Genomic DNA, 26,193 nt, shown 5'->3' on the forward strand with positions numbered 1-26,193 from the left:
GCTTCTACCAGCCCAGCGCGTGCCATTTCCGGCAGCGAGGGTTCAGTGATGTCAGATGTCTCGCCGCCTGCAGCATCAGTGATGGTACCTCATTGCCCATGGCTGAGGCGCAATCGGCCCGATTGACATGCTGGTTAACGCCGATAAGACCAGCACGTGTCTTGATGCCGCTCATCATGGCTGTCATGGTGCCGGCACAGTCCGGTGTTTGCTGATTGGTGTTATAGGTCTTGGAAAGTGCAACGCCAGCGCCTGTTCCAGGGCCCGCCGGCCGCTGTTGAACCAGTATTCAGGGGTTTCGTTCGCAGGAGCGGGGTATGGGGCAGTCTGCAGATTCTGGGCGGTGAGCACTAGTGGGACGCACAGGCCCAGCAGAGCGACTGACAGTTTAGCAAGAGCGACCATTATTACTCCTGGACGGAAAAACAATGGTGTTGTAAAAAAGTGAATATATTCATAAAGACGATCGGTCGTTTAATGCGTACAATGTGGATAACACGTTTTTGTTCATTTGTTGTGACAAGGTGAGAGGAAGCTATGTTTGGTGCAATCATGAAGTTCATGCGCGACAACAATGTGCTGCCGCGTATCTCCGATACCGAACGACAGGCACTGGAGGCGGGCACCGTCTGGGTGGATGGCCAGATCTTCTCCGGTAATCCCGATTTCAGCAAGATGCTGGCTGAGCCCTATAACCAGCATTCCGAGGAAGAGCAGGCATTTATCGACGGGCCAGTCGAAGAGTTGTGCCGCATGATCGACAACTATGAGGTTGTTACAACCCGGAAAGTGCCCGATAAAGTCATCAAATTCCTGAAAAAGCAGGGTTTTATGGGTTTGTTGATTCCCAAGCAGTACGGTGGCAAAGAGTTTTCGACACTGGCCATATCCTCCATCATGGCCAAGATCAACGCTTACAACCCCACCGTGGGTACGCTCGTAGTCATTCCAAATTCGCTGGGTGCCGCCGAGCTACTGAAGCACTATGGTACTGAGGAGCAAAAGGACGCCTATCTGCCCAAACTGGCCAGTGGTGAGTATGTGCCATGTTTTGGCCTGACAGAACCAACAGCTGGCTCTGACGCAGCATCCATCAAGGCTGAAGGTGTGGTCTTCAAGGACGACGACGGGGTAATCAAGGTTAAGCTGAATTTCCGCAAGCGCTATATTACGCTCGCGCCGATTGCCAACCTGATCTCACTGGCCTTTCAAATGCACGATCCGGAGAACCTCCTCGGCAAAGGCGAGTATCCTGGTATTACAGTGATGCTGCTTCATAAAGGCACGCCTGGCCTGACCACCGGCAATCACCACCTGCCCATCGGCATGAGCTTTTACAACGGCCCCATCATTGGCGAAGACGTGGTGGCACCCGTGGATCAGATCATTGGTGGTCCAGAGTATGCCGGGCAGGGCTGGCGCATGTTGATGGAACAGTTGGCAGGTGGACGTGCCGTGTCCCTGCCAGCCGGCGCGATTGGAGGTATGAAGATTGCCGCTGCGGCAACAGGCGCCTACTCGATGATCCGGAATCAATTCGATATTCCGATTGGCCTGATGGAAGGCGTGCAGGAAAAAGTTGCCCGCATCGCCGCATTTGCCTACCTGTTTGAAGGCGCGCGTATCTACTCGTGCTCCGCACTGGATGCCGGAGAGCAGCCACCGGTGGTGTCTGCCTTGCTGAAGTCCAGCAGCACTGACTACGGGCAGCGCAGCCTGATCGACGGTATGGATGTGTTTTCCGGTGCCGGTGTCATGCAGGGGCCGAACAACATCCTGGGTGGCGGTTATGCGAGTGCACCGGTGAGCATTACGGTGGAAGGTGCCAACATCATGACGCGGACGCTGATCACCTTCGGACAGGGTGCAACCCGCTGTCATCCTTACGCTCTGCCGCTTGTGAAAGCGGTTGAAGACAACGACGCAACGGCATTCCGCAATAAGCTGCTGGGTTGGTTGTGGCACACGACCAGCAATTTTGGTCGCAGCAAACTGCGGGGCCTGACGCGTGGTTTCAGCGCCGGCAGCCCGGAATCAGGTCCGGTGGCCACCTATTATCGACGGCTGGCATGGGCCTCATCGCGCTTTGCACTGCTCGCCGATCTTGCACTTTACCTGATTGGTGGCAAGCTGAAGGCACGCGGAAGCCTGGGCGGGCGTTTTGCTGATGCACTGACCTGGCAGGTGCTGGCGCTGGCCGCACTGCGCCGCTACAAAGCGGAAGGCAACAAGCCTGAAGACCTCCCATTGGTGCAGTTCAGCTGTGAATTCGCCCTGGCGCAGATTCAGGAGGCATTTGAAGGCATTCACGCGAATTTTGACGTGCCCGTTGTAGGCTGGTGGCTGCGCGGACCTTCCGCCCTGTTCCTGCGCCTGAACCCACTGTCACGTGGGCCTTCAGACAAGGTCATGAAGCAGGCAGCAGCGTCCATTCAGCTAATGAACGAGCAATACGCAAGAGTGACGCAGGGAATCGCGCCATTCGCCGAGGACGCCCCAGGTATGGGGCGTCTGCTGAAGGCCTTCCGCTTGTACACAGAAGTGCAACCCATCGTGAAGAAAATCGTCAAGGCTCAAAAAGAACGGAACCTGCCGCGCGGCACAGCGTACGCACTGGCTGATCAGGCTGTGTCAGCAAAGGTCATCAGCAAGGCTGAGGGAGAGGCATTAAAAGCGGCCAATCAGGCGGCGATGGATGCCATCGAGGTTGATGAGTTCAGGCCTGAAGAGTACTTTCAGATACAGCAGACGGCAGCCAGAAACGCTGCCTGAGTTGCAGGGTCCGGATTGGTCGCCAGACAGGCAATAGTGGACTAAGGTGCTTTTGATGCCTTAGCTGCAATTGCCTGTCTGCTGCCGGATCCACTCATCGATCAGCAACAATCCGCTGTCGTGGGTCAGGCTGCGTCCCACCTCCGGCATCAATACTCCGACCTCATTGCTTTCGATTCTGAAACTCAGAATCGAATCTTGAGGGTGACCTGGTACTATTGAGTAAGGTCGCCCTCCCGAACCTCGGCCCGCTGCAACGGGTGGTTTGCATACCCCAAGTTCCAGAGGCTTGCTCGCGCCAGAGTGCAGAAACAGGCCGGATGTGTCGCCGCTACCGCCAGGCTGATGACAGTGTGCACAATTAACATCCAGATAACTTCGGGCGCGTTGCTCCAGATTATCAGTAGCGCCCGGTTGCCATACTGCCGCGGCAGGCAGCTCGTTGACAGCAGGCTCTTCATCAAGCCATTGTCGCGACCATAGCGCGGCCAACTGATTTTCCGCAGAGCCGTCGGCGACCATTGCGTGATTCAGATTGGCTACTGAGGGGCCGATTGGCGAGAGTGTGTCCTGATTCTGATCCAGATTGTGACAGGCGGCACACTCGTTGCGATTGGGAACCACGTAGGCAAATGATTCAACCGTCGCGCGTGGATTTTCGTTGCTGTGTAATCGCAGGCGCTTGACGGCCCCGGTTATCTGCAGCGTTGCGTCAGTCTGCTCCTCATTCCACACATAGGGCAGTGCCTGCCAGCCATCCGCCTGATGAACCAGCAGTCGGGTCTCGATCAGCCGCACCTGGTCCAGTGCCAGACTCGCCCCATCAAATGCAACAAGTCGTTGTTCGGTCAGCTGTACATCCGCGGCGTCGGCGGCGTCGCGGGCGCGCGGATAGTAGAATGTTTTGCTGATCACCGTGCCAACCGGGAAGTCCAGGCTGCCGGTGTCGGTCAGCTCGGCAGTGGCACCGTCGGGCAGCCACAACGTGCGGAGTTTTAATGCATAGTCACTGAACAGCGGGGTCGCCAGATCGTAAGGAAGAACGGCAGCATTCAGGATCAGCTGTCGGTCCGCTACCTGCGCAATCTGCCAGTCAGACAGTTGGGTCGGAATACTATCGCGGGCATACAGTTTCGGTGCCGACGGATCCTGGCAGGCGCCTAGAACCAGCGCCGTCACCAGTAATGAAAAACGCCAACTCATCGATCTTACATATCCATGGTGGTCGGCAGGCTGACAGCAGGCAGTGCCGAATGCCGGCACTGGTGCGCTTCACCACCCATGTGTGGATTGGCACTGTTGTTTGCAGCATCTATATTGAGTAACTGAGCCTCGCCATTGTCGATACAGATTGCGTACTCTGCCGCCATCCGTTCCGGATGGGTGACTCCGTCCCAGACAACATCAGGCAGACGACCCTGCTCACCAAACATGGCGAGCCGCAGTGCATCCAGTTCCGGTCGGGAAGGTGATGCGCCGCTGCTGCCGAATTGATTGTCATAAATGAAAATCGTTTCAGGGTAGGGGTCGAAAGCTTCAGCCATTTGCCGGTCCGAATACCCAGCACTGAAATAACTGGAGATCAGAATGTTGGCAGTGTCATTGTTGTCGAACTCGTTATTGAAGATCTCGACTTTGTCGTTGGAGTTTATGATCAGTCCAGAACCTGCCGGCACGCTGGAAACAGCGGTCCCCGGTGGTGCGAAATTCGCGGTGTTGTTATCCCGGATATCATTTTCATAAACGCGGGTGGTATGGCCGGCGACCGGCAGGTTGGGCATGTTAAATACCAGTATTCCGCCGGTGTTGTTGATGGCAGTGTTGTTATAAACATCTGCACCAACTGTGTTCTCAATCTCTATGCCTGCCACGTTATATTCTGCCCGATTACCACGCACAATCACGTTTTGGGACTGGCCGACATAGATGCCAGCGTCGGAGGCAGCGATTGCCACAGAGTCTTCAATCAGTGTGTGTTGTGTCTGGACGGGATAGATTCCATAAGCGCCATTACTGGTATCGGGGCCGTTGGTCCACTCAGTTCTGACGCGACGAATCACGATATGATCGCCTCTGGCAATCTTGAGTGCGTCGCCCAGGGTGTCCTCGATAGCGATATCCTCGATTGTAAAGTTGCTGGCGTTAACCAGCAGACCTTCGGCTCCGGCCACCTGATCCTGAAATGTGAGAATCGTTTCGTCCATTCCGGCGCCGCGCAGCGTGATTCCGTCAGTGTTCAGTGTCAGGCTGCGATCAAAGCCATAACGGCCTGCGGGCAATGTAATGACGGAACCTGGTTCTGCTTCCAGGAGCGCCAGTTGCAACTCTGACACAGGATCATTGATTTCGATGTTTATGGATGCAGCAGAGGGCGGGGAATCGGCAGGCGGCGAACAGGCTGCCAGCACTGAAGCAATAGCAAGAAGCAGAAGCCGGCTGTGAGCAGGGATCGTAAGTTGCTTCGGTGTGAAATCAGATACGCGGCTTGTCAGGCGGGTCCAGCATGTTCTTATTGTCATGGAACACCTCAGGTTAAGCTGTAGTGACCTGCTAAAGCTACGCCGCTCCAGTATTTTTTGCAACTTGTCGGCACCTTCGCATCGGGCTATGCTCCGGGTCATGACTAAGAGCAACGATCAAAGAACGGCTGCTGGTGCCGAAGAAGACTGGAAAACCCTGTTGTATGAACGCCTCGCCGAAGATGATGAGGGGCGGGTGTGCAAGGATATCAGTGATGACGCCTGTCGCGAGACGCCAGGCAATTTCCTGGCCACTCTGCTGGCCAATACCTGCAGCAGCATTGCGGACAAGCTGGCCAGCGCCAAAACTACGCTACCCTGGTTGTTGATGCAGCTGGGTGCGCCGGCCTGGATCATCAGTCTGCTGGTGCCTATCCGTGAGTCCGGCTCCATGCTGCCGCAGATGCTCATTGGCGCTGTGGTCCGTCGACAGGCGGTGCGCAAATGGGTATGGGTGGCAGGTGGTTCGGTGCAGGGTTTCTCCCTGCTGCTGATGGTCTGGTGTGGTATGACGCTTGAAGGCCTGCAGGCCGGGCTGGCAGTTACCGGGCTGCTGATACTGTTCAGTCTGGCGCGTGGTGCCTGTTCGGTAGCCTACAAGGACGTGCTGGGCAAGACGATTCCCAAAACCCGTCGTGGTCGCCTGTCTGGCTGGATCAGCGCCATCGCAGGACTGGCAGCGTTTGCCGCCGGTCTGGCACTGGGTGCGTTTGGGCAGGGCGAGGCCGCTTCCGGCCTCTATCTTGATCTGCTGGCGGTGGCTGCCATGCTGTGGTTTCTGGCAATAGCCAGCTATGCGCGAATAGTCGAATTTCCGGGCGCCACTGATGGGGGGGCGAATGGGTTTTCAGAGGCGTTTTCGAGTTTGTCCCTGTTGCGCGAAGACGCACCCTTTCGCAAGTTTGTTATCGGTAGAGCCCTGGCCATGGGCTCCGGTCTGGTTGCGCCATTTTATGTGACGCTGGCCAGAGAGGATCTCGGTAGCGCCGCCTCATTACTTGGTATATTCATCGCCGCGGAGGGGCTGGCAGGGTTGGTAAGCTCGCCAGTGTGGGGGCGCTGGGCAGACCGTTCCAGTCGCCAGGTGTTTGCAGTTGCCTGCGGTCTGGCAGCGTTGACATCGCTGGCGGTAGCGGCCTGGTCAGTTTCAGGGCTGCCAAGTGAGGCCTCCGTATGGTTTTATCCACTGGCATTTTTTGTGCTGGGCATCGCGCATGCCGGGGTCCGGCTGGGGCGCAAAACCTATCTGGTCGACATGGCAGGCGGTAACAAGCGGACCGACTACGTGGCAGTCAGCAACTCGGTTATCGGTGTGTTGTTACTGTTGACCGGGCTGCTGGGGGCGCTGGCAGCTGTGATCTCGGTGCAGCTGACAATCGTTTCGCTGGCGATTGCCGGACTTCTGGGAGCGATTTTGAGTCTGCGCTGGCGTGAAGTGTCGGGTTGAGCCCCTATTGCTCCAGCAAAGGATTTAACGATAGTGCTGAGTTGGAGTATCTGGGGTCTGCCGATACTTCGCGGCCCAGCCACTCCGGTTTACTGAATCGGGCATTCTCTGATGTCAACTCCAGCTCTGCCAGCACCAGCCCCGCATTGGCACCTCGAAACTCGTCGACTTCCCAGCGATGCCCATCAAACAATACCCAGTGGCGTGTCTTGTCTATCAGCGGACCCTGGCACTGTTCCTTGAGCAGCTGTTCGGCGTCTGCCAGCGGTATTCGATATTCGAATTCGCTGCGGCTGATGCCGGTGGTGGGTCCCTTGATCGTCAGCCATGCCTCATCGTCAGCCCGTCGGACACGCACAGTGGTGGCTCCACGGCACAAATACCCCTGCTGGATAACGATCTGGCGGCAGCTGTGAGCGCGCCAGCTGTCGCTAACGACCAGAAATTTGCGCTCAATCTCTGTAGCCATATCCCTTACAGGGCCTGCTGCAGAAACTGTCGGATGTCGTTGGTGCCAGAGGGCTGCGATAGCTGACTCTGAGCGTTGCCCTCAGCATCAAACAGTACCAGATCGCCGTCAGTGACCCCATGCTCAGCCGCAAAATTCTGTCCCGTCGGATTACCGGTATGGACGACCAGAAACACCATGTTTTGCTCGTAATCGGGGTAAATTTCCAGCATATGCTCTATCACACGGTCACCACCGACAAAATTTACCTCTCGCAGCATGACCAGGGCCGGGCGGCCCTGACCGACCTGGCTCAGATCGCTGGAAAACGCCGCTTTGGGCAATAACTGCCAAAGTATGGTCGCGACAACGACCAGGCAGGCGAGAGTGACCAGGACACGGACCAGGCGAGCGCGCGCAGAGGGCTGAGCAGAATTATTCATGTAACTGGCTCCTGAGAGTCATAAGATTTGTTGTTACTCAATACGGACTGCATTATAACCACACAGTAAGTCGGTTTATCAGGGCGATTGCATTGTTCGATGCACCAGAGTTGCTCATGTATACTGCCGACACGAACCAAGACCAGAAAATCGGGTGATCACTTGCTGAATCGATCAATTACAAATCTGCTGCGCTGGTCCTGGCGCAGAAAGCAGGTAAAGCAGGGTATCTCTCTAAATCGGGAAGATACTGAGCAACTGGATCAGATTGCCCGTAGTGTACGACGGGTGCGAATCTCCCGCAGCCTGCTGGGGCTGGCCTGGACGGCAGGTCCGGTGACTGCACTGGGACTTTACGGCGGTTACTACATAGGCTTTGGTCAGGCACCGTCCAGACAGCAGTTAATCTATTTCGTCAGCTTCACGGTTCTGAGCGGGCTTATCGCGCTGATTGCCAAGATTGTCTATGACAGTACCTGGGGCGTCAGATCGGAGCAGGCACAGCGCTCTGTTGTTGAGGCAATCGATAAACTGGGTGACTTGATACTCTCGGTAAAAAACCTGGTAGTGGCCAGCTATGAGGGTGAGATACGTGAGCGAGAGGCAGCCATCCAGCTGCTGCAGCGCGTAGATCTGTCACCTGGTGGTGTGGCGATGGCGGCAGAACAACTGACCAGTGATCCGGCTTTCAGCCAGATGCTGGCGAACATCGACAATTTTCGCAGGGCCGGGCTTTTCTCGCGAATCCGCGATATTCATCGTGACTGGGATCAGCGGTTCGATATTCTGATCACGGAGCTGTCCACGACACTTCCGCAGGCGGTGGAGGTGCTCAGGCATCGATACCATGGTGATATTGCCACGCTGCGTCATGGTGTGCCACGCACTGAGCATTTCATCGCCAGGGTCCTGGCTGCAATCGAACAGGATAATCTGCTGTTGATTACCATGCAGGACGTGGAGTCGATGCTGGTGCTGGCATTCGAGCTGATCAATGGTCGCGAGATACCCACGCTGATATTCGATTACCGAGGCCGCTGGCGGCTGGCCGCGGCGCTTGACCGAATGGAGCGCAAGCGAAGTCGATACCGTATCGCGCAGGCGGCCGGCAGTAATCGTATTCGGAGCCTGGCTTCCTGGCTGGTTGAGGTTGACGTCATGAAATATGAGGACGTCCCCGAAGGAGTTGCAGCAAACCTGCTTACGGATCGCGTAATAGCGGCGCTGGATGACCTTGCCGATACCATGAAGCTGCTGGTCGAGAAGGTGAATGATGGTCAGGTCGAGTACCGTGCGCAATTGCGTGAGTACGCAGAGATCATGACTGCCGCATTGAGACTGTATCGCAACGCAAATGACTCGTTTCGTCGGATCGGTGAGCTGCACGCTGAATTTCTGCTTGCAGCGGAAGATTGGAACCGTATGCTGGATTCGGTCGAGCTGGATACCGCTGAGCTGCGTATTGGGCCGCGCGGTCGCGGTGTGCATATTCTGGAGAAAGTAATTCGACTGGATGACGAAGAGCGCAAGGAGGTCTGTCAGCACCTGGTGCGTTACATGCGTCATCAGCACCTGGAGTCACACGAAACCAAGGGACTGTTTAAACGCCGGGCGGAGCGGGACAACCCACTTACATTCGATTCAGCACGTCAGCTTGCAATCGAAGTTGCTCTTGCTCTTGAACCACACATCCATCTTTCGTATCCGGAAGTTCAGCGTGGCATCAGTGCGACTCTTGCTTCTTATCTGGGTGGGCTGGAGCCAGGGATGAGCGCTCAGGATAAAAAGCTTCTGGGTGAGTCCATGGCTCAGGATGTTGAAGAGGATATGAGTCAGGCGGCTGAATACCTGGCCGTTGCATTGGTACGCCACTACCGCGTCAGTCTCAGCGATGAAGCGCGCAGGTTTCTTTATGAAACCTATGGTGCACGTGAATCAGTGCTGGATATCCTGGTTCAGTACCAACAGACCGACAATCCGCCTTCACAAAGCCTGCTGACGGTGCGACCTACCGCGGTGCCCAATGCACATCGCCGATGGTATCGCAGCCTTGTACTGGCGCGTCGTCTGGTCGGCGACGAGTGAGCGTTATCGCTGCTAACTCTCACTGCGTCTTCGACTGACACTCATGCTGATACAGATGGGCGTTCATACAGGCGTTCATGCCAGGCGCGCAGGTTCTGCTGCTCTGGAGTTATACGTTGCTGAATCGCTTTGTTGAAGTCCAGCGCACACAGCGCATTGATGTCGGCCGCTGTAAACTCATCGCCGCAAAGATATCGAGAATCGCTCAGTGACCTGTCAAGGAAATCAAAAAAGCGCGCTGCCTGGCGCTTGCATTCTTCACCCCATTCAGGGTACGGCGTCATGCGATCCTTGAAGAAGCCAGTCGTATGCTGAAACGCCATCCCGGTAGGCATCATGAAGTAGAAGTCGATCCAGCGTAGCCACTGCTCTACATGTGCTTTTTCCAGAGCCGTTGTACCCAAAAGCCTGGGCGTATCGGGGAATGCTTCCTCGACGTAGCGGCAGATGGCCATCGTTTCTGCGATACAGGTACCGTCCTCCAGTTCCAGCACCGGAACTTTTTTTAATGGATTGCGAGCGGCGTATTCGCGGGTCAGGTTGTCACCCTTCTGCAGATCCACTTCGATCAATTCGACCTGATCAAGCAGACCTTTTTCTGCCAGAAAAATCCGCACTCGGCGGGGATTGGGTGCAACGCGGGTTTCGTAAAGTTTCATCATGATGGCTGACCTGTTTATGTCGCTGATAGCTTGTATTTTTGTGATTCTGAGTTTGGCACAGCAATGGCGTCGAAACCAGATGTGTCAGTGTCAGACTGCTTCGTTGTGGGCATGCATACGTTGACTCGCGCGTGCGACCACTTGTTGCATGTTGTCGTCTGGCTCCAGCATTGTCCATCCGACCTGATAACGAATCGGGATGCGATGATAGAGGCTTTGCGCCGCGTGATGGAAGCGACTCAGAACCTTCTCCGGGCCGGGTGGTGCAGTATCAATCAGTAAGACAACAAAATCATCATCGCCGTAGCGCGCGCTCAGATCCGAACCCCGGAAAACCCTGCCAAGCAATTGGCCGAATTCGCGCAGAGCACGGTCGCCTGCCGCCGGTCCATGCTCCTGATTAAACCGCTTCAGATCGATCAGATCAATAAGGAATAGGCAGGCACGCAGGCCAGATCGTTTGCATATGTTGATCACATCGTCACAGCGCGCATCGAATCCGCGGCGGTTGAGCAGGCGCGTCATCGGGTCTATATGAGCCAGATAGTCTCCTGCCAATTCACTCTCTATCATCACGCTCATATTCTTGAGCAGCATGCGACCGTCGTCATCGAGCGTTCTAGGCTGTTCAGCAATCAGACACAGTGTGCCAAGCCGACTGCCCATGCCTGCGCGGACCGGGCTTCCTGCGTAGAAGCGTATATGCGGTGTTCCGGTAACCAGGGGATTATTCTGAAACCGGGTATCAAGCCAGGTGTCTTCGACCACCATGACCTGATCATTCTGAATGGCATGACTGCAAAAGGAGTATTCGCGCGGGGTCTCCCGCACGTCAGTGCCGGTGTGGGATTTAAACCACTGCCGGTTCTCGTCTACCAGGCTGAACAGGCCGACAGGAACATTGAACAGACGAGTCGCCAGACGGGTTATGCGGTCAAAGCGTTCATCAGTTGGAGTGTCAAGCAGCCCCAGGCTGTGAAGCACTCTGAGTCGGTGTTGTTCGTCATCCCTGTGCTGGCTTCTTAACCATTCATGTATGCCCTGGGCGTCCAGCGGTTCCTTGATGGCATATCCCTGCGCAAGATCGCAGCCGATGCTGCGCAGATATTCCAGTGTTTCGAAACTCTCGATGCCCTCGGCTGCAGTATAAAGACCCAGACCGTGCCCAAGGTCGATGATGGCTTTGACAACGGTTCGTGACTCTTTGTATTTCGAGAGAGTGGTCACAAAAGATCTGTCAATTTTGATCTCGGAAAAAGGTAACCGTGCCAGCTGTACCATGGAGGAGTAGCCAGTACCGAAATCGTCAATCGATAATTGAAACCCTTTCATGCGCAGGCGAGTTAAAACATCAAGCGCCGTCACCGGGTCTTCTGTCGCGCAGCTCTCGGTCAATTCGAATATCAGCCGCTGCGGCGCAATTCCTGTCGCGTAACATAGATCTTCAAGAGTTTCGAACAGGTTAAGGTTGCTCAGCGATCGATTGGAAATGTTGATTGCCAGAGAAACCTCGTTCAGTCTGCGCACCAGGTACTGGTGCTCGGGGAGCACAAAAAACTGGTCGGGCAAAGCAGCCAGCCAGCTGAGCGCCTCGGCAACGACATACTCGGTTAGCGGATCGATCAGACCGCTCTCCTCCGCCAGGGGAATGAATGTGTCGGGTGGGATCAGTCCATGCTCAGCGTGGCGCCATCTCGCGAGAGCTTCAAAGCCTGCCAGCAGACGGGTTCGGCAATTGATCTTGGGTTGATAGGCGACGTGGATTTCCCTGTTTTGCAAGGCAAGCATCAGCTCCTCTTTGCTAGGAATATATGGCGCCTTCTCGGTTTGTTGGACAGGTGCAGCGTCAGCAGATGCGGCTGGCAAGTTCCGTCGCAAAATTTCCCTCAGCTTGGCCGGTGAGAATGGTTTGGCCAGCACGCCCAGTAACTTGAGTCCGTGTTCGCTTGCCGAGCGGGCTGCGGCGTCAAGTACGCGTCCACCCACACCGCTGGAGATTATGATCCCAGCCTCACAGTCGAGTTTTGCCAGTTCGATAAGCACCTGCACGCCATCCATTCGTGGCATGATGAGGTCTATAGCGATGAAGTCAGGCTGCCAGCTCTGCACCAGCCTGAAAAACTCATCGGGCATGTCCGTGAATTGCGCCTCAATACCTGCAATGCGAGCCATATTGAGAATGGTTTGCCCGGTCAGCGCATCATCGTCGAGAATCAACAGGCGTTCGGGTTTTTCGGCAGGTGTGGTAGGCAACATCGTAGAGGCCGCTGTACTTGCACGGAATTTATTATGATCCAATCATTGTAGCAGCACGTTAACACAGATAGTAAATCGTCTCACAATAGTGAGACGTGGTTCGCAATTTCACTACAGCTGAAGGGGAAACAAGTATGTCTGAGACATTGCAAGGAGCTATCAGTCAACTTCACAAAGCAGCCAAGTACACCGAAGTTCCAGACGAGATCCTGGACATCCTGCAGTTCCCGGCAGAAGTCCTCAGTTCACGTCTTACCATTCGTATGGATAATGGCGCCCGCCGCTCCTTCCAGGCCTGGCGCTGTCGTTACGACGGCTCGCGGGGGCCAACCAAGGGCGGTATCAGGTTTCATCCTGATGCCAACATGGACGAGGTAGTGAGTCTGGCGTTCTGGATGACATTCAAATGTGCCGTAATCGGTGTCCCTTATGGTGGTGCCAAGGGCGCAGTTAAAGTGGATACCCGGGAGCTTTCCAAGGCCGAGCTGGAACGCCTGTCACGCGCCTATGTACATGCCTTCGCGGGTCTTATCGGACCGGACCGGGATATCCCGGCTCCTGATATGTATACCAACCCCATGGTCATGGGCTGGATGATGGATGAGTACTGCTCGCTGGTGGGGCAGCATGTGCCCGGGGTGATTACTGGCAAACCTCTGGCCATAGGCGGCTCTCAGGGACGCAGCATCGCAACGGCTCTTGGTGGTTTCTACGTGCTGCAGCAGCTTTTGAAATCCCTCGATCTCGACAAGTGCGAAAAGCGGGTTGTGATCCAGGGTTTCGGAAATGCCGGGGCCACGATGGCGGAGATGCTTCATAAAGACGGCTGGAAAATTGTGGCAGTATCAGATTCGTCGGGCGGTATCTATTGCAAAGAGGGACTGGACCCGGTCGCGCTGGCCGAGCGCAAACGCAAGAAAGGATCGGTTCGTGACTACGATAAATCTTGCGGCGGTGGCAAGATTGAGTCGATTGAGCGCGATGAGATGTTCGCGTGTGACTGTGACCTGATCATACCTGCGGCGCTCGAGTCCCAGATTACCCGTGACAATGCTTCGGCAATCAAGGCCCGCGTGATTCTGGAGCTGGCAAACGGGCCTGTGACCTCGGATGCCGATGAGATTTTGCAGAAAAATGATGTAATAGTCGTGCCGGATATTTTGGCTAACGCGGGCGGTGTTACTGTGTCATATTTTGAATGGGTACAGAACAAGCAAGGCTATTACTGGACCGAGCAGGAAGTATACGACCGCTTGAAACCAATGATGGAGACCGAGAGTCAGGCGGTTTGGGATCTCGCTGAATCCAAGAAAATTACCCTGCGTACTGCGGCGTATGTTCTGGGTCTGGAGCGGCTTGTTGATGCCATCAAAGCGGTGGGGACTCAGGCATACTTTTGTCCATAAGCTGACTCAGCTCATGCAGCACCAGTCGCGTCCGGGTGCCGTGTGGCGTGCTCTGCCAGTCGATCTGCGCGTCGATTTCGACTGCCCTGGCGCGCAGGTTACTCAGGCCATTGCCCTCACTGCGTGACGTCATGTTGTTGGCGCCAAATCCAACGCCATCATCCGTGATACTGATAACCAGTGAGTCATCGGATATATCAATATCGATTTTCACAGCATGTGCCTGGGCATGACGAATAATATTGCTGACCAGTTCCTTCATGATGCGATTGATATTGAATGCCACCAGCGATGGCAGCATGAGCGCCGGCATCAGGTTTGGTTGGTGCCAGTCAACGAGGTGCCCGGCACCCTGCAATCGGAGCGCTGACTCCTCGTTGATGTCATGCAGCATGTCCTCCAGCAGTTGATCAGGAGTGTTCGCTCTGGAAACCGCCTGGCGAAGGCTTTCCAGAGTGGATCGTGCCATGTTGCCTACTTTTTGATCGTCGCTGGCATGGATCATTGACAGCAGACGGGAGCCGACATCATCGTGAAGGTCACGATAGATTTTCTGGCGCTCCTGTTCGGTTGCCTGCTTCATCTCCAGCAACCTGCGCTCTTCAAAACTCTTGGCGATTATCTGACGACTGACTTCGACTTTATTTTCGAGTTCACGATTCAAAGATTCCGCAACCGTCAGTGCCTGTGTGAACCGATGTAACAACACTGCGGCAAAGATCAATAACAGCACTGGTATGCCAAAGTGCGCGTAGACCAATGTCCCATCCCAGCCGGAGCCGCCCTCAAAAAACATCTGAAAGGCATTGGTGAGAAAGAGCATTATCTGGCCAACGATGGCGACAGACAGGATGACCGCCTCTGGCTCGCGCCGGCGCCACGCAATAACTGAGACACGTCCGATCAGAATGAGCAGTACTGTCACACCGACCAGGTGCGCCAGGTAAGCGCTGTACCAGAACAGCTGCGCTGGCATCAGAGCATGCGCAATACAGGCTGCCAATGTCCATGCAAAAAACAGGCGTTCACGAGCAGGTCGTCTGGCACGCGCAAGTCTTCCAATAAAGCCATAGAGGAAAAAGATGGTCAGGTCCATGGCCGAATGCACAACCGGCAGCCAGATGTCATAGCTAAGCGGATTGTAGAGAATCACGGTGTGAGCAGCGCCAGTTGCCCAGGCAAAACATATGCCGCTAAACCACAGGTAAACCGTATCAGACCGGCGTATCACCCACAGGCCCAGCGTAAACAACCCCATCGAGAAAGCAAACGCCAGCAATATGCGGTTGATATCGACCTGTTGAAACAGGCGCTGTTCCTGAATCTGCTGTAGCTCGGCTTTATTACCCAACAGAGGCGGTGCCAGCAAGCCGCCCCATTCCGTAACATTCAAGCGGATCAAAACCTCGTTGGCTCCCGGCAGCCACTGGTCATCGTCAATGTTGGCAAGTAGAGGTCGGTTCCATGCTGTTGTAAGCCTGCCTTCGCGATAGGCATTGCCAGCTATTTCAACTCGATTGAAATATACAGTTACAGAATGATTGTATCGCCACAATAGCAGGCTGATGTTGGGGCTTTGTGTCGGTCGTTCGATCCGGAAACGCAGCCAGATGGCACCTTCCTCTACCGCCTGTTGCCAAACATCAGGCTCGACATCAATGCCCCTGAATGGCAGTCGGGTCGGCTGCCAGTCGGCACTGACCGGTGGCAGCCCAGCGCCGGAGAACACCAGCTGACTGGCACTTTCCAGTTCAGTGGTATCATCTGTCTGTGGCCAACCGGCAGCGGCCGCTAGCAACAACACCCAAAAAGTCGCGATTCTCAACACGTGTCAGTGAATCCTGGTAGCCGGTTTTGGTCTGGACGCTGCGAGGAGCGCCGCAGGTATTCAAGGTATCTGTTCGCGTCCCCCTCATTGTGGGGTATACAACCGTCAGGTCATTGTCTACAGTCGGCACGGAAAAGCAATGCTTGAGACCAAGGAAAACGCAACATGTGGTCGTCAGAACACGCCCGCGCACTGGTAGTTGAAGACAATGCCGAGACTCGGGCCTGGCTGGTTTCGTGCGTCAATTCGGCATTTCCCGAGCTGCAGGTGGTCGATGCGGCCAACCTTGCATCCGCCATGGAGCTTGTTTCGACGGGGCAGTTTGATCTGGCGCTGGTGGATCTTGGCCTGCCTGACGGCAGTGGGATGGATGTCGTACGGGCTTTGCAGCAGGCGTCTGGTGCCTGCTATGTCGTGGTGGCGACGATCTATGACGACGACAAAAACCTTTTCTCTGCGCTCAAGGCAGGTGCCAGGGGCTATATCCTGAAGGATCAGGATCGAGCCCGGATTGTCAGCTATCTGCAGGGCATCAAGAAGAATCAACCGCCACTGTCGCCAGCCTCTTCACAGCGACTGATTCAGCACTTCAACAGCAAAGGCGATGCGCTGCAGGATGCCAGACTCACGCCGCGAGAAACGGATGTGCTTTGCTTGATTGGCAAAGGTTACAGCGTGGATGACAGCGCGCAGATGCTCGCGCTGTCGTCCGATACCGTGAAGGGATACATCAAGAGTATTTATGCCAAACTTGGTGTATCCAACCGCTCAGAAGCAACCCTTGAGGCTATCCGGCTCGGTATTATCGACGCCGATTGACCGGACGGTCCGCATCAAAACGTGAATTTTCAGACGACTGACGGCCAGGGCGAGACTGGGGGCGTCTTCGCCTTGCTGCCGGTGCTTTTCGAGCCGGTTTGTCTTCGGCCGCCACCGCTGGTCTCGCGCTGGGCTCAAAACCAGGGATGACAGTGCGAGGCAATGAGCGCTTCAGGACTTTCTCGATGGCCTTGATCTGCTTGGTCTGGTCTTCTGACAGCAGTGATATGGCCTCACCGTCCGAGCCTGCGCGGGCAGTTCGACCGATCCGGTGGACATAGTCTTCTGGAACATCGGGCAGGTCATAGTTGATCACATGTGGCAGTTGTTCAATATCAATACCGCGGGCCGCGATGTCGGTTGCGACCAGTACCTGCAGGCCACCATTTTTGAATAACTCCAGTACACGAGTCCGTTGCGCCTGGCTTTTATTGCCATGGATGGCTGCAGCGTCAATACCATCGCCTTCAAGCATTTTGACCAGTTTATTGGCGCCATGTTTGGTACGGCTGAAAACCAGTACCTGATACCAGTTATTGCTGCTGATCAGGTGGCTGAGCAGTGCTGTTTTACGGGACTTGTCGACCGGATGAATACGTTGGTCAACGCGGTCTGCAGTAGCATTGGCAGGTGCCACATTGATTTCCACAGGCTGATTCAACAAGCCTTTGGCCAGTGCCTGAATTTCAGTCGAGAAAGTTGCCGAGAACAACAGGTTCTGCCGTTTCTTTGGCAGCAGCGCGAGGATTTTTTTAATGTCCCGGATGAACCCCATATCCAGCATCCGGTCGGCTTCGTCCAGTACCAGTATTTCTAGCTGATCAAAGCTGACTGCATTTTGCTGGTGCAGGTCCAGCAGGCGCCCGGGTGTCGCAACCAGAATGTCCAGGCCGCCGCGCAGAATACTGATCTGCGGGTTTATTTTGACGCCGCCAAACACCACCGCGCTTCGCGTGCGCTCATATTTGCCATAGGTCTTGATGCTGTCGTGAACCTGGGCGGCCAGTTCTCGTGTCGGTGTCAAAACCAGCGCCCGAATGCGTGTTCGTCCAACAGTTTCTCCGCCACTCAGACGCTGGATAATTGGCAGCGTAAACCCTGCGGTTTTTCCAGTGCCGGTCTGGGCCGAGGCCAATAGATCGTGGCCCTGCAATACCGCCGGAATGGCTTTTTCCTGAATGGGAGTAGGTTGGGTGTACTGTTGTTCGGCAACAGCCTTCAAAAGTGCCTGAGACAGGCCAAGGTCATTAAAAGTCATTAAATATCCGGGAATTAGGAAGCTCAGGAATTGAGCATCAATCGAGTCAGGCAATGATTGCCCGCTGTGCAGTTAAATCGACGATCGAAGATTGTAACACATTGGCGCAACTTGCCGATACAAATTGATTGCCAGAGGCAGCCATATTGCTTAAGTTACCGGGTTTTTAACCAACCAATAACTAAAAAATAATGAGATAGTAATAATGCGTTTTTCTGTATTCCCCCGCGTCGTACTCACCCTCACGCTGGCTGCAGCACCTGTGTTGCTGCAGGCTCAGGAGACCAGCGCTGAAGATTCCACGGTAGTCTACACATCAGAGTATTTTGCTCAGTGGGCTCCAGTAACCGCTCAGGATATGATCAATCGTATTCCAGGAATCGGGTCACCGACAGGCGGTAACTTTGCCAATAACAACTCTGGCCGTGGCCTGGGTGGTGGCGGAGGCAATCAGATTCTCATTAACGGCAAACGCGTGGCAGGCAAGAGCAACGAGGCCAACAGCCAGTTGCAACGTATTTCTGCCGACAAAGTACAGCATATCGAACTGATACGTGGTACCTCCGCCGAGCTGGATGTGCGTGGCGACCAGATCCTGAATATTGTCCTGACAGAAGCATTGTCGAGTCGCAGCTATGCGTACGAAATCAACACTGATCGTTACATGGATAACCATGTCCAGCCGGGTGGCAAGTTCTCTGTCAACGGCACACAGGGTGGGCTGAATTATCTGTTAAGCGCTGAGGCAGAGCCGCGCCACGATTATCGTCCCAGCCGCGAATCAAGTATTCTTGGCGACTTCACACCAAACGACCGGATTGTCGAAGAACGTACACGCGATCAGTATACCTATACCTACGCGGCTAACCTGGCGTACGACATCAACGCCGACAGCAGCGCTCGCCTCAACATGCTGTATTCCGACTTCGATAATACCCTGGAAGTTGATCGTTCAATTACCGATTTGACTGTCAATCCACCGCAGACAAATCTGCAGCGGGAAGAGACGCCCGGCGAGAACAATAACTGGGAAATAGGCGGAGACTATGAACTACGTCTTGCCAACGACCATCGTTTCAAGATTCTTTTTATTACCAACCAGCGCAATGAGTTCAGTGAACGTGAGCGATTCCAGGTAGCTGCTGATGGCTCCGAGCAGAAAGATCTTTACGTAAGCTCGGACTCCACTCTGGAAGAGAAGATTGTCCGTACCTCGTATTCGCTTGGCGTTGCTGAAACACAGGATGTTGAGTTTGGTGTCGAGCGCGCTCAGACAACTCTGGACTCTCTGCTCAAACTTGGTGTTGCTGGCTCAGGTGCCGGGTCGCCCAGTCATGGTGGATTGACGCCAGTCGCAGTGAGCAATGCCGACTCTATGGTTGAAGAGATCCGTTACGAACCTTTCGTTGTTCATAACTGGCAGATCAGTCCGCGCATGTCGCTGGAAACCTCTGTTATCTATGAAGCCTCTGAGATAACCCAGACTGGTGATGTAAATAACCAGCGTGATTTCAGCTTTGTCAAACCCAAGCTGGACTGGCGTTTCGACATCATGCCGGGCATGCAGCTGCGTGCTTCGGCTACTAAAGCGGTGCGGCAGCTTAGCTTTTCGGACTTTGTTGCTTCCAGTGACACTCGCGATGATGATGCTAACACCATGGCCGGAAATGCCAACCTGCGTCAGGAGCAGGTGTGGAATTTCAACGTCGGCGGTGAATACCGTCTGCCCAATGACCTCGGCGTAATTGATGGCAGCGTTTTCTACATGGAGCACTACGACGTCATTGAGCGTGTTGACGTGACACGTCAGGGTGGTTCCCTGCAGTCCGCCAATGGCAACATCGGTGACGGCGAAATGTGGGGTATGGAGCTGAACGCCAGTATCCGTATGGCCATGATCAACATGCCAAATCTGATGATCACCAGCCGGTTCAATGTCAAGGATTCGGAGATTACCGATCCGTTCCTGGGCATCACCCGTCGCTTCCAGGACTATGATCGAGGTCGATTCCAGCTTGGATTCCGTCATGACATCCCGGAGTGGCGCATGAATTACGGCCTGAACTGGAACAATCGTCTCGATGGCAATATCAAGCGCTATGATATCGACAATATCGAGTCGGTTTATGGTGATCCGAACGTTACCGCATTCCTGGAGTTTGTCACAGCCAGCAATATTCGAATCCGCTTCGACGCGCGCAATGCAACCAACAATGACCAGTGTCGCATTCGTACCCGTTATGATGGACGCATCAGCACTGGCAGCATCCGCGAGATTGAGAACTATTGTTTTGAGGCTGCGCGAGTTGTATCAATCAAGATCAACGGTACGTTCTGACCGGAGCTGACCATCGATCTGAACAGACCTGACCTAAGAAAAACGCCCCCGGATGGCTGAATCATCCGGGGGCGTTTTGTTTTGGCTCGTGCAGTATGAGCTGTGAGTCGCCTTGCGAATCACCGTCTATCGATCAGATCCTCGGCACAGGCGTTGCTGCTCAGCCGCGTGCTATCACGCCACGCAGCTGCAGCGACTCAACTGAGTGCCGGCATACCCCTGCGCGTTGAATCAGTTTTGCTTCACAAACGTCACAGCGCACGCACTCCTTGAAATCGATTGCCTCCCTGCGGATCGCTCCGGTTGGACAGCTGTGTTCGCAGACTTTGCAGGCTGTGCATTGCGGGACGCGTTTGATGCGTTTCAGGCTGATCAGTGAAAGCACACCGAGTGCGGCGCCCAGCGGGCATACGTAGCGGCAGTAAAAGCGCTTGATCACAACTGAGGCCAACAGGATGGCAATCAGGATCGCCCACAATACCAGTGAGGTGCTGTAGAAAAAGAGTGTGCCGAAGGGTTCAAAGTACTGAAAAATGCTGACGCTGCCCTGCACGATAGCCATCACCACGATAAGGCCAAGGAATGCATATTTCAGATAGATCGCTTTGTCATGGATGTGTGCAGGTACGGTAATCTGCCAGCGCTTTGGGCTCAAGCGGGTAATAAAATCCTGTAAAGCACCGAATGGGCAGACCGTCGAACAGAAGATGCGCCCCCATATCAGCGTTGTGATCAGCGTAAACAGGACCATGATCAGCAAAGGCGTATCGCTGAGAATCATCGATGGACCAAGGTTGATGGTATTGGTGATATGCGAGACTGACAGAAATCCGCCGGTAACAAAGCCAAGATAAACCAGGGTTGCAGACAGCGTGACCCAGCGCAGTTTTGCACTTTTCCGCCAGAAGGTGAGCATGACCAGGCTGAGTATGGCGATCAATCCGGCAACCCGTACCCAGTTGGTATCACTGCCCGAGTCTGCTGCCAGCTGCGCGTTCGGGTCAGGCACTTCCTGCCCCAGCGCCAGATTGCGCTGAACGCCCAGAATCTCGACGTCTGCACTGGCAGGAGGCTGTCCATTCTCCGGGTCGTAGTAGACAGTAAACGGTTGGCTGAAATCCATCGCTGGATCCAGCACCATGGCAACCGCAAACGTGCCGTTCTCCATCTCCGCAATTTTGCCGGCGTTCGCACTGCCGGCATAGACCGTGCGCAGTCGCGGCATCGGATAAACGGTATCTCCCTGCGTGATGGATAAACGCTCCTGACGGAAGGGATCGGATGCATTGCCCGCTATGCCCACCAGAAACAGCCGGCCGTCGTCAAAGCGGGCGCTGGCGGCGCGCTCTGCAGTCGAGTAGGCATCCAGCCCGACAAGAATTTCACCCAGCACTTCATTGCCCATATAGGTCATCGACAAGGTCAGTTGTGTGCCATCGGGGTAATCGTGCTTAAGCTGTCTGATCAGGCCTGTGTCGAGCATGTCCTGCCAGCTCAGCGGTTCGAGAATGGTGCGCACTCGCTCGGCGTCATCGGCTTGGGCAGTCACACCACTGTCGGGCAGGTAAACGGCGGCCACACGTCGCGCCGCGTTGTATACGCCGCGGGTGGTTGCCCAGCTAGTGATGGTTGCCCGGGAAACGCCGTCGATGTCCCGCCCCACGCGGAAGTCATCACTAAGTGGTTTCTGGCGGAATTGACCATGGAAAACCGGCCCTCCCATAAAGTCACCACGACTTGAGCGAAATGATTCGTGGTAGTCGAGAACCTTGATAGCGGTCACTGTGGCCGAGTTGTCCAGACCCACCAGCACCTCAATCGGCGCGCTGAAGCCGATCTCCTCAGGTGGCAGGTCGGATGTCTGGAAGACATAACCAAGCACAGGCGGCGGCTCGGAACCCTGGGAGGTGCCATAAGCGGTGAACACGGGTGGTTCACCTGCTTTTGCGCTAAAGCTGCTGGCAGCCGGGAATACCTGTCTTAGCAGCTCCTCATCTACCTGAGTGGTAAAGGGTGTTTGAGCCAGAGCGGTATGATTCAAAAGCGAACTGATGACTATCAGGCAGGTCGCCAGGAAGGGTCGCAGGAGAGATCCTGGCGACAGGATATGAAGTGTCATGTTTTATTATTGTTCCCGGATCAAAAGGACCACACACCGCGTCAGGCAAATGCTGTCCGGACCAGCCAGGCGGTGTACATCAGATAAACCGCCACAAGAATAGCGCCTTCCCATCGATTGATACAACCCTGACGGCGCTTGAAACCGAAACCGAATACAAACAGTGACAGGGTGAGTCCTACCATGACCAGCATGTCACGCGTCAGCACCTCGTGACCCACCGCCATTGGGTGGATGGCACCGGCAATACCCACCACCGCAAGCGTGTTAAACAGGTTGGATCCGAGGATGTTGCCAACGGCCATGTCATGTTCGCCTTTACGAGCGGCGATGATGGATGAGGCCAGTTCGGGCAGTGAGGTACCCACGGCGATTATCGTCAGGCCGATGATGAGGTCGCTGACACCAAGACTCTGCGCGATTGTTACCGCACCCCAGACCAGCAGTCGGGAGCTGGCAATCAGCAGTATGAGTCCAACAACAACCCAGATGATGGCCGTTTTGAGCGGCATCGGGTGGGCAGTGGCCTCGCTGACGTCATCCGCCCAGGCATCGTGAACCGGGCGTTTTTGATCCTTCATGCCCTGAATGATGGTGAGCGCCATCAAAACGGCAAACAGCACCAGCAGGATGATTGCGTCAATGCGGCTGATATTGTCATCAAGCATCAGCACAGCAGACAGCAGGGTCACGATGGTCAACAGAGGCAGTGTGCGGCGCAGGACCTGCGAATCTACAGCAATCGGTGCCAGCACTGCGGTGATGCCCAGAATCAGACCGATGTTGGTGATATTAGAGCCGTAGGCGTTACCCAGTGCGATACCCGGATTACCTTGCGATGAGGCAAGCGCGGAGACCACCATTTCTGGGGCTGAGGTACCGAATCCGATAATGACGATACCGATAAGCAGGGCGGGCACGTTGAAATGTCTGGCTGCACTGGCGGCGCCATCAACAAAGCGGTCTGCACTCCAGACCAGCACCAGCAAACCGGAAACAACTGCAACAACGGGTAACAACATAGCGCTCTAACCTGGCAAAACAATCCAGAAAACTGAACCTTGCAGTGTATGCTGAAAGGACGCTGGCTGTCAGCTTTAACCGGAGCGGAATGACCAGTATTTGTGCCCGAGGTAACTGGTGAATACAGGCACCACGATGCCGGTAGCATGCGCCAGCTCTGGCGCGAGCAGGTCAATTTGCAACGCGGGCAGCACCTGGTAGAGCATCAGCAGGCTGATGGCCCAGGTCTGCACAATGGCCAGGACATTGACCAGCACAAAAAAGGCAATCGATCGATACAGAGGTTGAACGCTGGTCTTGAACACGAATGCGCGGGCCAGCACATAGGCAGTCACCATGCCCGTCATGTAAGCAAGTAATACGGACGTGGAGAATGCAAGCCACTGGTCGTAAATGATACGGGAAACAAAATTGACTAGCGCTGCAGTGCCGCCGGTGGCCAGAAAAATCAGAAATTGACGTGAAGCAAACTGTCTGATCATTGACTGTTCCCGGTATTGCCGGCTTCGCGGCCCAGCCTGCGGCCAAAGTCTATGCTTTCAGAAATGCCGCGGTCGTAGGGATAGTAGTAGGAAGTGTCTGCTACCCACAGTCCGTCGATGCAGCTGCGGTAGGGTGGCAGGCTGTCCAGGAAACCCGGCTGACAGACTGGCTGCGCGTAGCGATACCGGCTGGCGCGTATATCAATAAAGCTGTCGTCCGTTAATCCCGGATTGATTGTTCTCAGGTAGCTTTTTACCTTGTTTATGAAGTTGCTGTCTGGCTCCTGAAACTTGGGATGATCGCCAGGCAGGTAAAATGGCACATAGACCACATGCTGATCCAGAGGACGCAGATTGCTGTATTCAACGAGTCCCGGGATGTCCATCTCAGGGTCGTTGATATTCAGCCAGAACTTGTCGCTAAGCGGCTGGTCCAGTTTGACGATCACACAGACCACGGCGATATTGTTCAGGGCCTGATACTGCTGTTGTACTTCAGCAGGCAGGTCCGGGATCAGCCTTGGCACAAATGGCAGCGGTATGGTGCTGACTACCCGGTCAAAGGCTTCAAATTTGTCACCAGTCAGCTGAATCCCTGCGACCGACTGACCGGAGTCTGCGCTGACCACCTGCTGTACAGGGCAGGACAGGTGGATTTCCCCGCCAGCTGCTTTAATGGCCGCTGCCATCGCCTGCAGCAGTGTCTCGGATCCACCCTCCAGATAACCCAGTTTTTCCCGCATCAGGCTGTATCGTGATCGGCCAACGCGGTTGATTCTGCTCCATATCCAGGCAGCCGAAAGGTTGTCTGCGTACTGATAAAACTTGTAGTCAAACAGTGTGCGCCACAATACGTCCCAGGCCGCCGTACCCACCCAGCGTTTGATCCAGCCACTGGCCTCGACACGATCCAGTGGCTGCCAGTCACGACGTTTGGTTGAAGCGAAAGCGTGCAGCCCGTAGCGTAGTTTGCCGAGCAGTCCAAGTCCCCTGAATTTGAGCAGGGCCACCGGGTTGCCCCAGTCCTGCAACAAACCACCGTACCAGTACCCCATGCGCGTTTCAGTCCAGCGCATCGACGACGCAATGCCGAGTTCATCCAGCATCTGCAAAAAGCCGCGGTCCGAGGTGCAGTGAAAGTGGTAATAACGTTCAATACTCAGACCCGAGAAATCGAAACTCGCCGTCATGCCGCCAAGACGGTCATCCGCCTCGTAGACAACCACCTGATGGCCGTCGCGTGTCAATTGGTAGGCTGCGGCCAGGCCCATCGGGCCGGCGCCAATGACGGCTATCCGCATTTAAAACTCCAGTACTATGTCGCTGTAACGTGAATCGTGAAAGGTTTCTTCGAGTGCCTGTGCAAAAGGCGTGAACTGAACACCAAACAGTTCAGGCCAGTCTATGACCTCGAACTCGTCCCGGGCGACCAGTGCCTCTAACTGTTGGGTAGTAAATGGCGGTTTGCGATCGAACAGGGCCCACACCCACAGCAAGGCGTAGAACAGCCGGTAGGGGATCTTGATGATGCGTGTCTTGCTGCCCGTAACCCGCTTTATCAGGCGAATCATGTCGATATAGTCGATTTTTTCATGCCCGGAAATATTGTAGATACCCTGTTCATGGCGGCTGCGAATACAGCTGATGATGATATCGCAAAAATCGCCAACGTAGAGAGGCTGTCGCATATAGCGGCCGTGACTTGGGATAGGGAAAACCGGTACTTTTTGCATGAAACGTGAGAGCCAGCCCAGGTGTTTTCGGTCAAACCATCCAAACATCAGTGTTGGCCGTAAAATGGGACAAGTGATACCGCTATCGAGAATCAATTGCTCCTGCGCGCGCTTGCTGCGCGTATAAAAGTCGTCGGCTACCGACTCGACTACCGAAGAGCTGATATGCACCAGGTAGGGTTGTTCGGTAGCGTCCTTTATCGACTCAAGAATCAGCTCGGTTGCTGTGACGTTATTGCGAATGAATTCGTCGTAATGCAGCCCACCGATCTGCGCCTGCAGCATGACAACGACATCTGCGCTGCGAACGTGCTCCTGCCAGGGACCTGGCTCAGCCAGGTCTGCATATTCACAGCAAATTTCCGGCTGAACCTGGCGCAGGATGCTCAGATTTGCTTCATGTTTGTCCAGCACGACAATATTGTGGAAGCCCTGGTCGCGCAGCCTTGCTACCAGGTTCTGGCCGACCAGGCCGGCGCCGCCGGGGAGCACTATTCTGGCCTCCGTGCCAAACTTTACTGAATTGTCTTTTTCAGAGGGCTGAGCTGTCATTGT

The 26,193-nt window shown here is 54.9% G+C and carries 20 protein-coding genes; 6 read left to right on the plus strand and 14 right to left on the minus strand.

Going from position 1 to position 26,193, the window contains the following annotated elements; all coding sequences use genetic code 11:
- Positions 1 to 4 precede the first annotated feature (4 nt).
- A complete protein-coding gene (locus tag QGM61_RS15270; RefSeq protein ID WP_317622176.1) occupies positions 5 to 289 on the minus strand; it encodes an alkaline phosphatase in 285 nt (94 codons plus the stop codon).
- A gap of 248 nt (positions 290 to 537) precedes the next feature.
- Between QGM61_RS15270 and QGM61_RS09260 the strand changes: the two genes are divergently transcribed.
- Positions 538 to 2,772 carry an acyl-CoA dehydrogenase gene (locus QGM61_RS09260; RefSeq protein ID WP_237132052.1) on the plus strand — a complete coding sequence of 745 codons (2,235 nt, stop codon included), beginning with the start codon at positions 538 to 540 and terminating at the stop codon, positions 2,770 to 2,772.
- Between the two features lie 60 nt (positions 2,773 to 2,832).
- Here the strand turns inward: QGM61_RS09260 and QGM61_RS09265 are convergent, their stop codons facing one another.
- Complete coding sequence (locus QGM61_RS09265) at positions 2,833 to 3,975, minus strand: SO2930 family diheme c-type cytochrome (RefSeq protein WP_237132051.1); 1,143 nt, start codon at positions 3,973 to 3,975, stop codon at positions 2,833 to 2,835.
- Positions 3,976 to 3,980: 5 nt separating this feature from the next.
- Positions 3,981 to 5,291, minus strand: a complete 1,311-nt coding sequence (locus QGM61_RS09270; RefSeq protein WP_237132050.1) for a parallel beta-helix domain-containing protein — start codon at positions 5,289 to 5,291, stop codon at positions 3,981 to 3,983.
- Positions 5,292 to 5,391: 100 nt separating this feature from the next.
- Here QGM61_RS09270 and QGM61_RS09275 point away from each other — a divergent pair, with 100 nt between their 5' ends.
- Complete coding sequence (locus tag QGM61_RS09275; protein WP_281132786.1) at positions 5,392 to 6,738, plus strand: MFS transporter; 1,347 nt, start codon at positions 5,392 to 5,394, stop codon at positions 6,736 to 6,738.
- Positions 6,739 to 6,742: 4 nt separating this feature from the next.
- On the opposite strand, the gene QGM61_RS09280 is transcribed toward QGM61_RS09275, so the two are convergent.
- Both QGM61_RS09280 and QGM61_RS09285 read right to left on the minus strand, forming a co-directional pair.
- Positions 6,743 to 7,207, minus strand: coding sequence for a CYTH domain-containing protein (locus QGM61_RS09280; protein WP_281132787.1), 465 nt, complete (start codon positions 7,205 to 7,207; stop codon positions 6,743 to 6,745).
- A gap of 5 nt (positions 7,208 to 7,212) precedes the next feature.
- Positions 7,213 to 7,629, minus strand: coding sequence for a hypothetical protein (locus QGM61_RS09285; RefSeq protein ID WP_281132788.1), 417 nt, complete (start codon positions 7,627 to 7,629; stop codon positions 7,213 to 7,215).
- A 162-nt stretch (positions 7,630 to 7,791) separates the two neighbouring features.
- Between QGM61_RS09285 and QGM61_RS09290 the strand changes: the two genes are divergently transcribed.
- The gene (locus QGM61_RS09290) at positions 7,792 to 9,714 is read left to right on the plus strand and encodes a hypothetical protein (RefSeq protein ID WP_237132046.1); all 1,923 of its coding nucleotides are present in this window, start codon (positions 7,792 to 7,794) and stop codon (positions 9,712 to 9,714) included.
- 41 nt (positions 9,715 to 9,755) lie between these two features.
- Here the strand turns inward: QGM61_RS09290 and QGM61_RS09295 are convergent, their stop codons facing one another.
- Entirely contained in the window at positions 9,756 to 10,373 is a 618-nt protein-coding gene (locus tag QGM61_RS09295; protein WP_237133382.1) for a glutathione S-transferase family protein, read from the minus strand.
- A 93-nt stretch (positions 10,374 to 10,466) separates the two neighbouring features.
- Positions 10,467 to 12,632, minus strand: coding sequence for an EAL domain-containing protein (locus QGM61_RS09300; protein ID WP_281132789.1), 2,166 nt, complete (start codon positions 12,630 to 12,632; stop codon positions 10,467 to 10,469).
- Positions 12,633 to 12,766: 134 nt separating this feature from the next.
- On the opposite strand from QGM61_RS09300, the gene QGM61_RS09305 reads away from it, so the two are divergent.
- Entirely contained in the window at positions 12,767 to 14,038 is a 1,272-nt protein-coding gene (locus QGM61_RS09305) for a Glu/Leu/Phe/Val family dehydrogenase (RefSeq protein ID WP_281132790.1), read from the plus strand.
- On the opposite strand, the gene QGM61_RS09310 is transcribed toward QGM61_RS09305, so the two are convergent.
- Positions 14,001 to 15,866, minus strand: a complete 1,866-nt coding sequence (locus QGM61_RS09310) for an ATP-binding protein (protein WP_281132791.1) — start codon at positions 15,864 to 15,866, stop codon at positions 14,001 to 14,003. The two genes, QGM61_RS09305 and QGM61_RS09310, sit on opposite strands and share 38 nt — an antisense overlap.
- Before the next feature lie 165 nt (positions 15,867 to 16,031).
- On the opposite strand from QGM61_RS09310, the gene QGM61_RS09315 reads away from it, so the two are divergent.
- Positions 16,032 to 16,685 (plus strand): response regulator, encoded by a 654-nt coding sequence (locus tag QGM61_RS09315; protein WP_237132042.1) that lies wholly within the window; start codon positions 16,032 to 16,034, stop codon positions 16,683 to 16,685.
- On the opposite strand, the gene QGM61_RS09320 is transcribed toward QGM61_RS09315, so the two are convergent.
- Positions 16,669 to 17,943 carry a DEAD/DEAH box helicase gene (locus QGM61_RS09320; RefSeq protein WP_237132041.1) on the minus strand — a complete coding sequence of 425 codons (1,275 nt, stop codon included), beginning with the start codon at positions 17,941 to 17,943 and terminating at the stop codon, positions 16,669 to 16,671. The genes QGM61_RS09315 and QGM61_RS09320 overlap by 17 nt on opposite strands.
- 205 nt (positions 17,944 to 18,148) lie before the next feature.
- On the opposite strand from QGM61_RS09320, the gene QGM61_RS09325 reads away from it, so the two are divergent.
- Positions 18,149 to 20,281 carry a TonB-dependent receptor plug domain-containing protein gene (locus QGM61_RS09325; protein WP_237132040.1) on the plus strand — a complete coding sequence of 711 codons (2,133 nt, stop codon included), beginning with the start codon at positions 18,149 to 18,151 and terminating at the stop codon, positions 20,279 to 20,281.
- Between the two features lie 160 nt (positions 20,282 to 20,441).
- Here the strand turns inward: QGM61_RS09325 and QGM61_RS09330 are convergent, their stop codons facing one another.
- From QGM61_RS09330 to QGM61_RS09350, 5 genes are all read right to left on the minus strand, one after another.
- Positions 20,442 to 22,400, minus strand: a complete 1,959-nt coding sequence (locus tag QGM61_RS09330; protein WP_281132792.1) for a NosR/NirI family protein — start codon at positions 22,398 to 22,400, stop codon at positions 20,442 to 20,444.
- A 41-nt stretch (positions 22,401 to 22,441) separates the two neighbouring features.
- Positions 22,442 to 23,422 (minus strand): calcium/sodium antiporter, encoded by a 981-nt coding sequence (locus QGM61_RS09335; protein ID WP_237132038.1) that lies wholly within the window; start codon positions 23,420 to 23,422, stop codon positions 22,442 to 22,444.
- Positions 23,423 to 23,497: 75 nt separating this feature from the next.
- On the minus strand, positions 23,498 to 23,905 hold the full coding sequence (locus QGM61_RS09340) for a GtrA family protein (RefSeq protein WP_237132037.1): 408 nt from the start codon (positions 23,903 to 23,905) through the stop codon (positions 23,498 to 23,500).
- Complete coding sequence (locus QGM61_RS09345; RefSeq protein ID WP_237132036.1) at positions 23,902 to 25,206, minus strand: NAD(P)/FAD-dependent oxidoreductase; 1,305 nt, start codon at positions 25,204 to 25,206, stop codon at positions 23,902 to 23,904. The genes QGM61_RS09340 and QGM61_RS09345 overlap by 4 nt, the downstream gene beginning before the upstream one ends.
- Entirely contained in the window at positions 25,207 to 26,190 is a 984-nt protein-coding gene (locus QGM61_RS09350) for an NAD-dependent epimerase/dehydratase family protein (RefSeq protein ID WP_237132035.1), read from the minus strand.
- Positions 26,191 to 26,193 lie beyond the last annotated feature (3 nt).

Source organism: Pseudohongiella sp. SYSU M77423, assembly GCF_029911965.1.
Lineage (GTDB): Bacteria > Pseudomonadota > Gammaproteobacteria > Pseudomonadales > Pseudohongiellaceae > Pseudohongiella.

Excerpts from the sequence above, each read along its gene's own strand:
- QGM61_RS09260 (WP_237132052.1), top strand. The coding sequence starts at position 538 with ATGTTTGGTGCAATCATGAAGTTCATGCGCGACAACAATGTGCTGCCG.
- QGM61_RS09265 (WP_237132051.1), bottom strand. The coding sequence starts at position 3,975 with ATGAGTTGGCGTTTTTCATTACTGGTGACGGCGCTGGTTCTAGGCGCC.
- QGM61_RS09270 (WP_237132050.1), bottom strand. The coding sequence starts at position 5,291 with ATGACAATAAGAACATGCTGGACCCGCCTGACAAGCCGCGTATCTGAT.
- QGM61_RS09275 (WP_281132786.1), top strand. The coding sequence starts at position 5,392 with ATGACTAAGAGCAACGATCAAAGAACGGCTGCTGGTGCCGAAGAAGAC.
- QGM61_RS09280 (WP_281132787.1), bottom strand. The coding sequence starts at position 7,207 with ATGGCTACAGAGATTGAGCGCAAATTTCTGGTCGTTAGCGACAGCTGG.
- QGM61_RS09285 (WP_281132788.1), bottom strand. The coding sequence starts at position 7,629 with ATGAATAATTCTGCTCAGCCCTCTGCGCGCGCTCGCCTGGTCCGTGTC.
- QGM61_RS09295 (WP_237133382.1), bottom strand. The coding sequence starts at position 10,373 with ATGAAACTTTACGAAACCCGCGTTGCACCCAATCCCCGCCGAGTGCGG.
- QGM61_RS09300 (WP_281132789.1), bottom strand. The coding sequence starts at position 12,632 with ATGTTGCCTACCACACCTGCCGAAAAACCCGAACGCCTGTTGATTCTC.
- QGM61_RS09305 (WP_281132790.1), top strand. The coding sequence starts at position 12,767 with ATGTCTGAGACATTGCAAGGAGCTATCAGTCAACTTCACAAAGCAGCC.
- QGM61_RS09315 (WP_237132042.1), top strand. The coding sequence starts at position 16,032 with ATGTGGTCGTCAGAACACGCCCGCGCACTGGTAGTTGAAGACAATGCC.
- QGM61_RS09320 (WP_237132041.1), bottom strand. The coding sequence starts at position 17,943 with ATGACTTTTAATGACCTTGGCCTGTCTCAGGCACTTTTGAAGGCTGTT.
- QGM61_RS09325 (WP_237132040.1), top strand. The coding sequence starts at position 18,149 with ATGCGTTTTTCTGTATTCCCCCGCGTCGTACTCACCCTCACGCTGGCT.
- QGM61_RS09330 (WP_281132792.1), bottom strand. The coding sequence starts at position 22,400 with ATGACACTTCATATCCTGTCGCCAGGATCTCTCCTGCGACCCTTCCTG.
- QGM61_RS09335 (WP_237132038.1), bottom strand. The coding sequence starts at position 23,422 with ATGTTGTTACCCGTTGTTGCAGTTGTTTCCGGTTTGCTGGTGCTGGTC.
- QGM61_RS09340 (WP_237132037.1), bottom strand. The coding sequence starts at position 23,905 with ATGATCAGACAGTTTGCTTCACGTCAATTTCTGATTTTTCTGGCCACC.
- QGM61_RS09345 (WP_237132036.1), bottom strand. The coding sequence starts at position 25,206 with ATGCGGATAGCCGTCATTGGCGCCGGCCCGATGGGCCTGGCCGCAGCC.
- QGM61_RS09350 (WP_237132035.1), bottom strand. The coding sequence starts at position 26,190 with ATGACAGCTCAGCCCTCTGAAAAAGACAATTCAGTAAAGTTTGGCACG.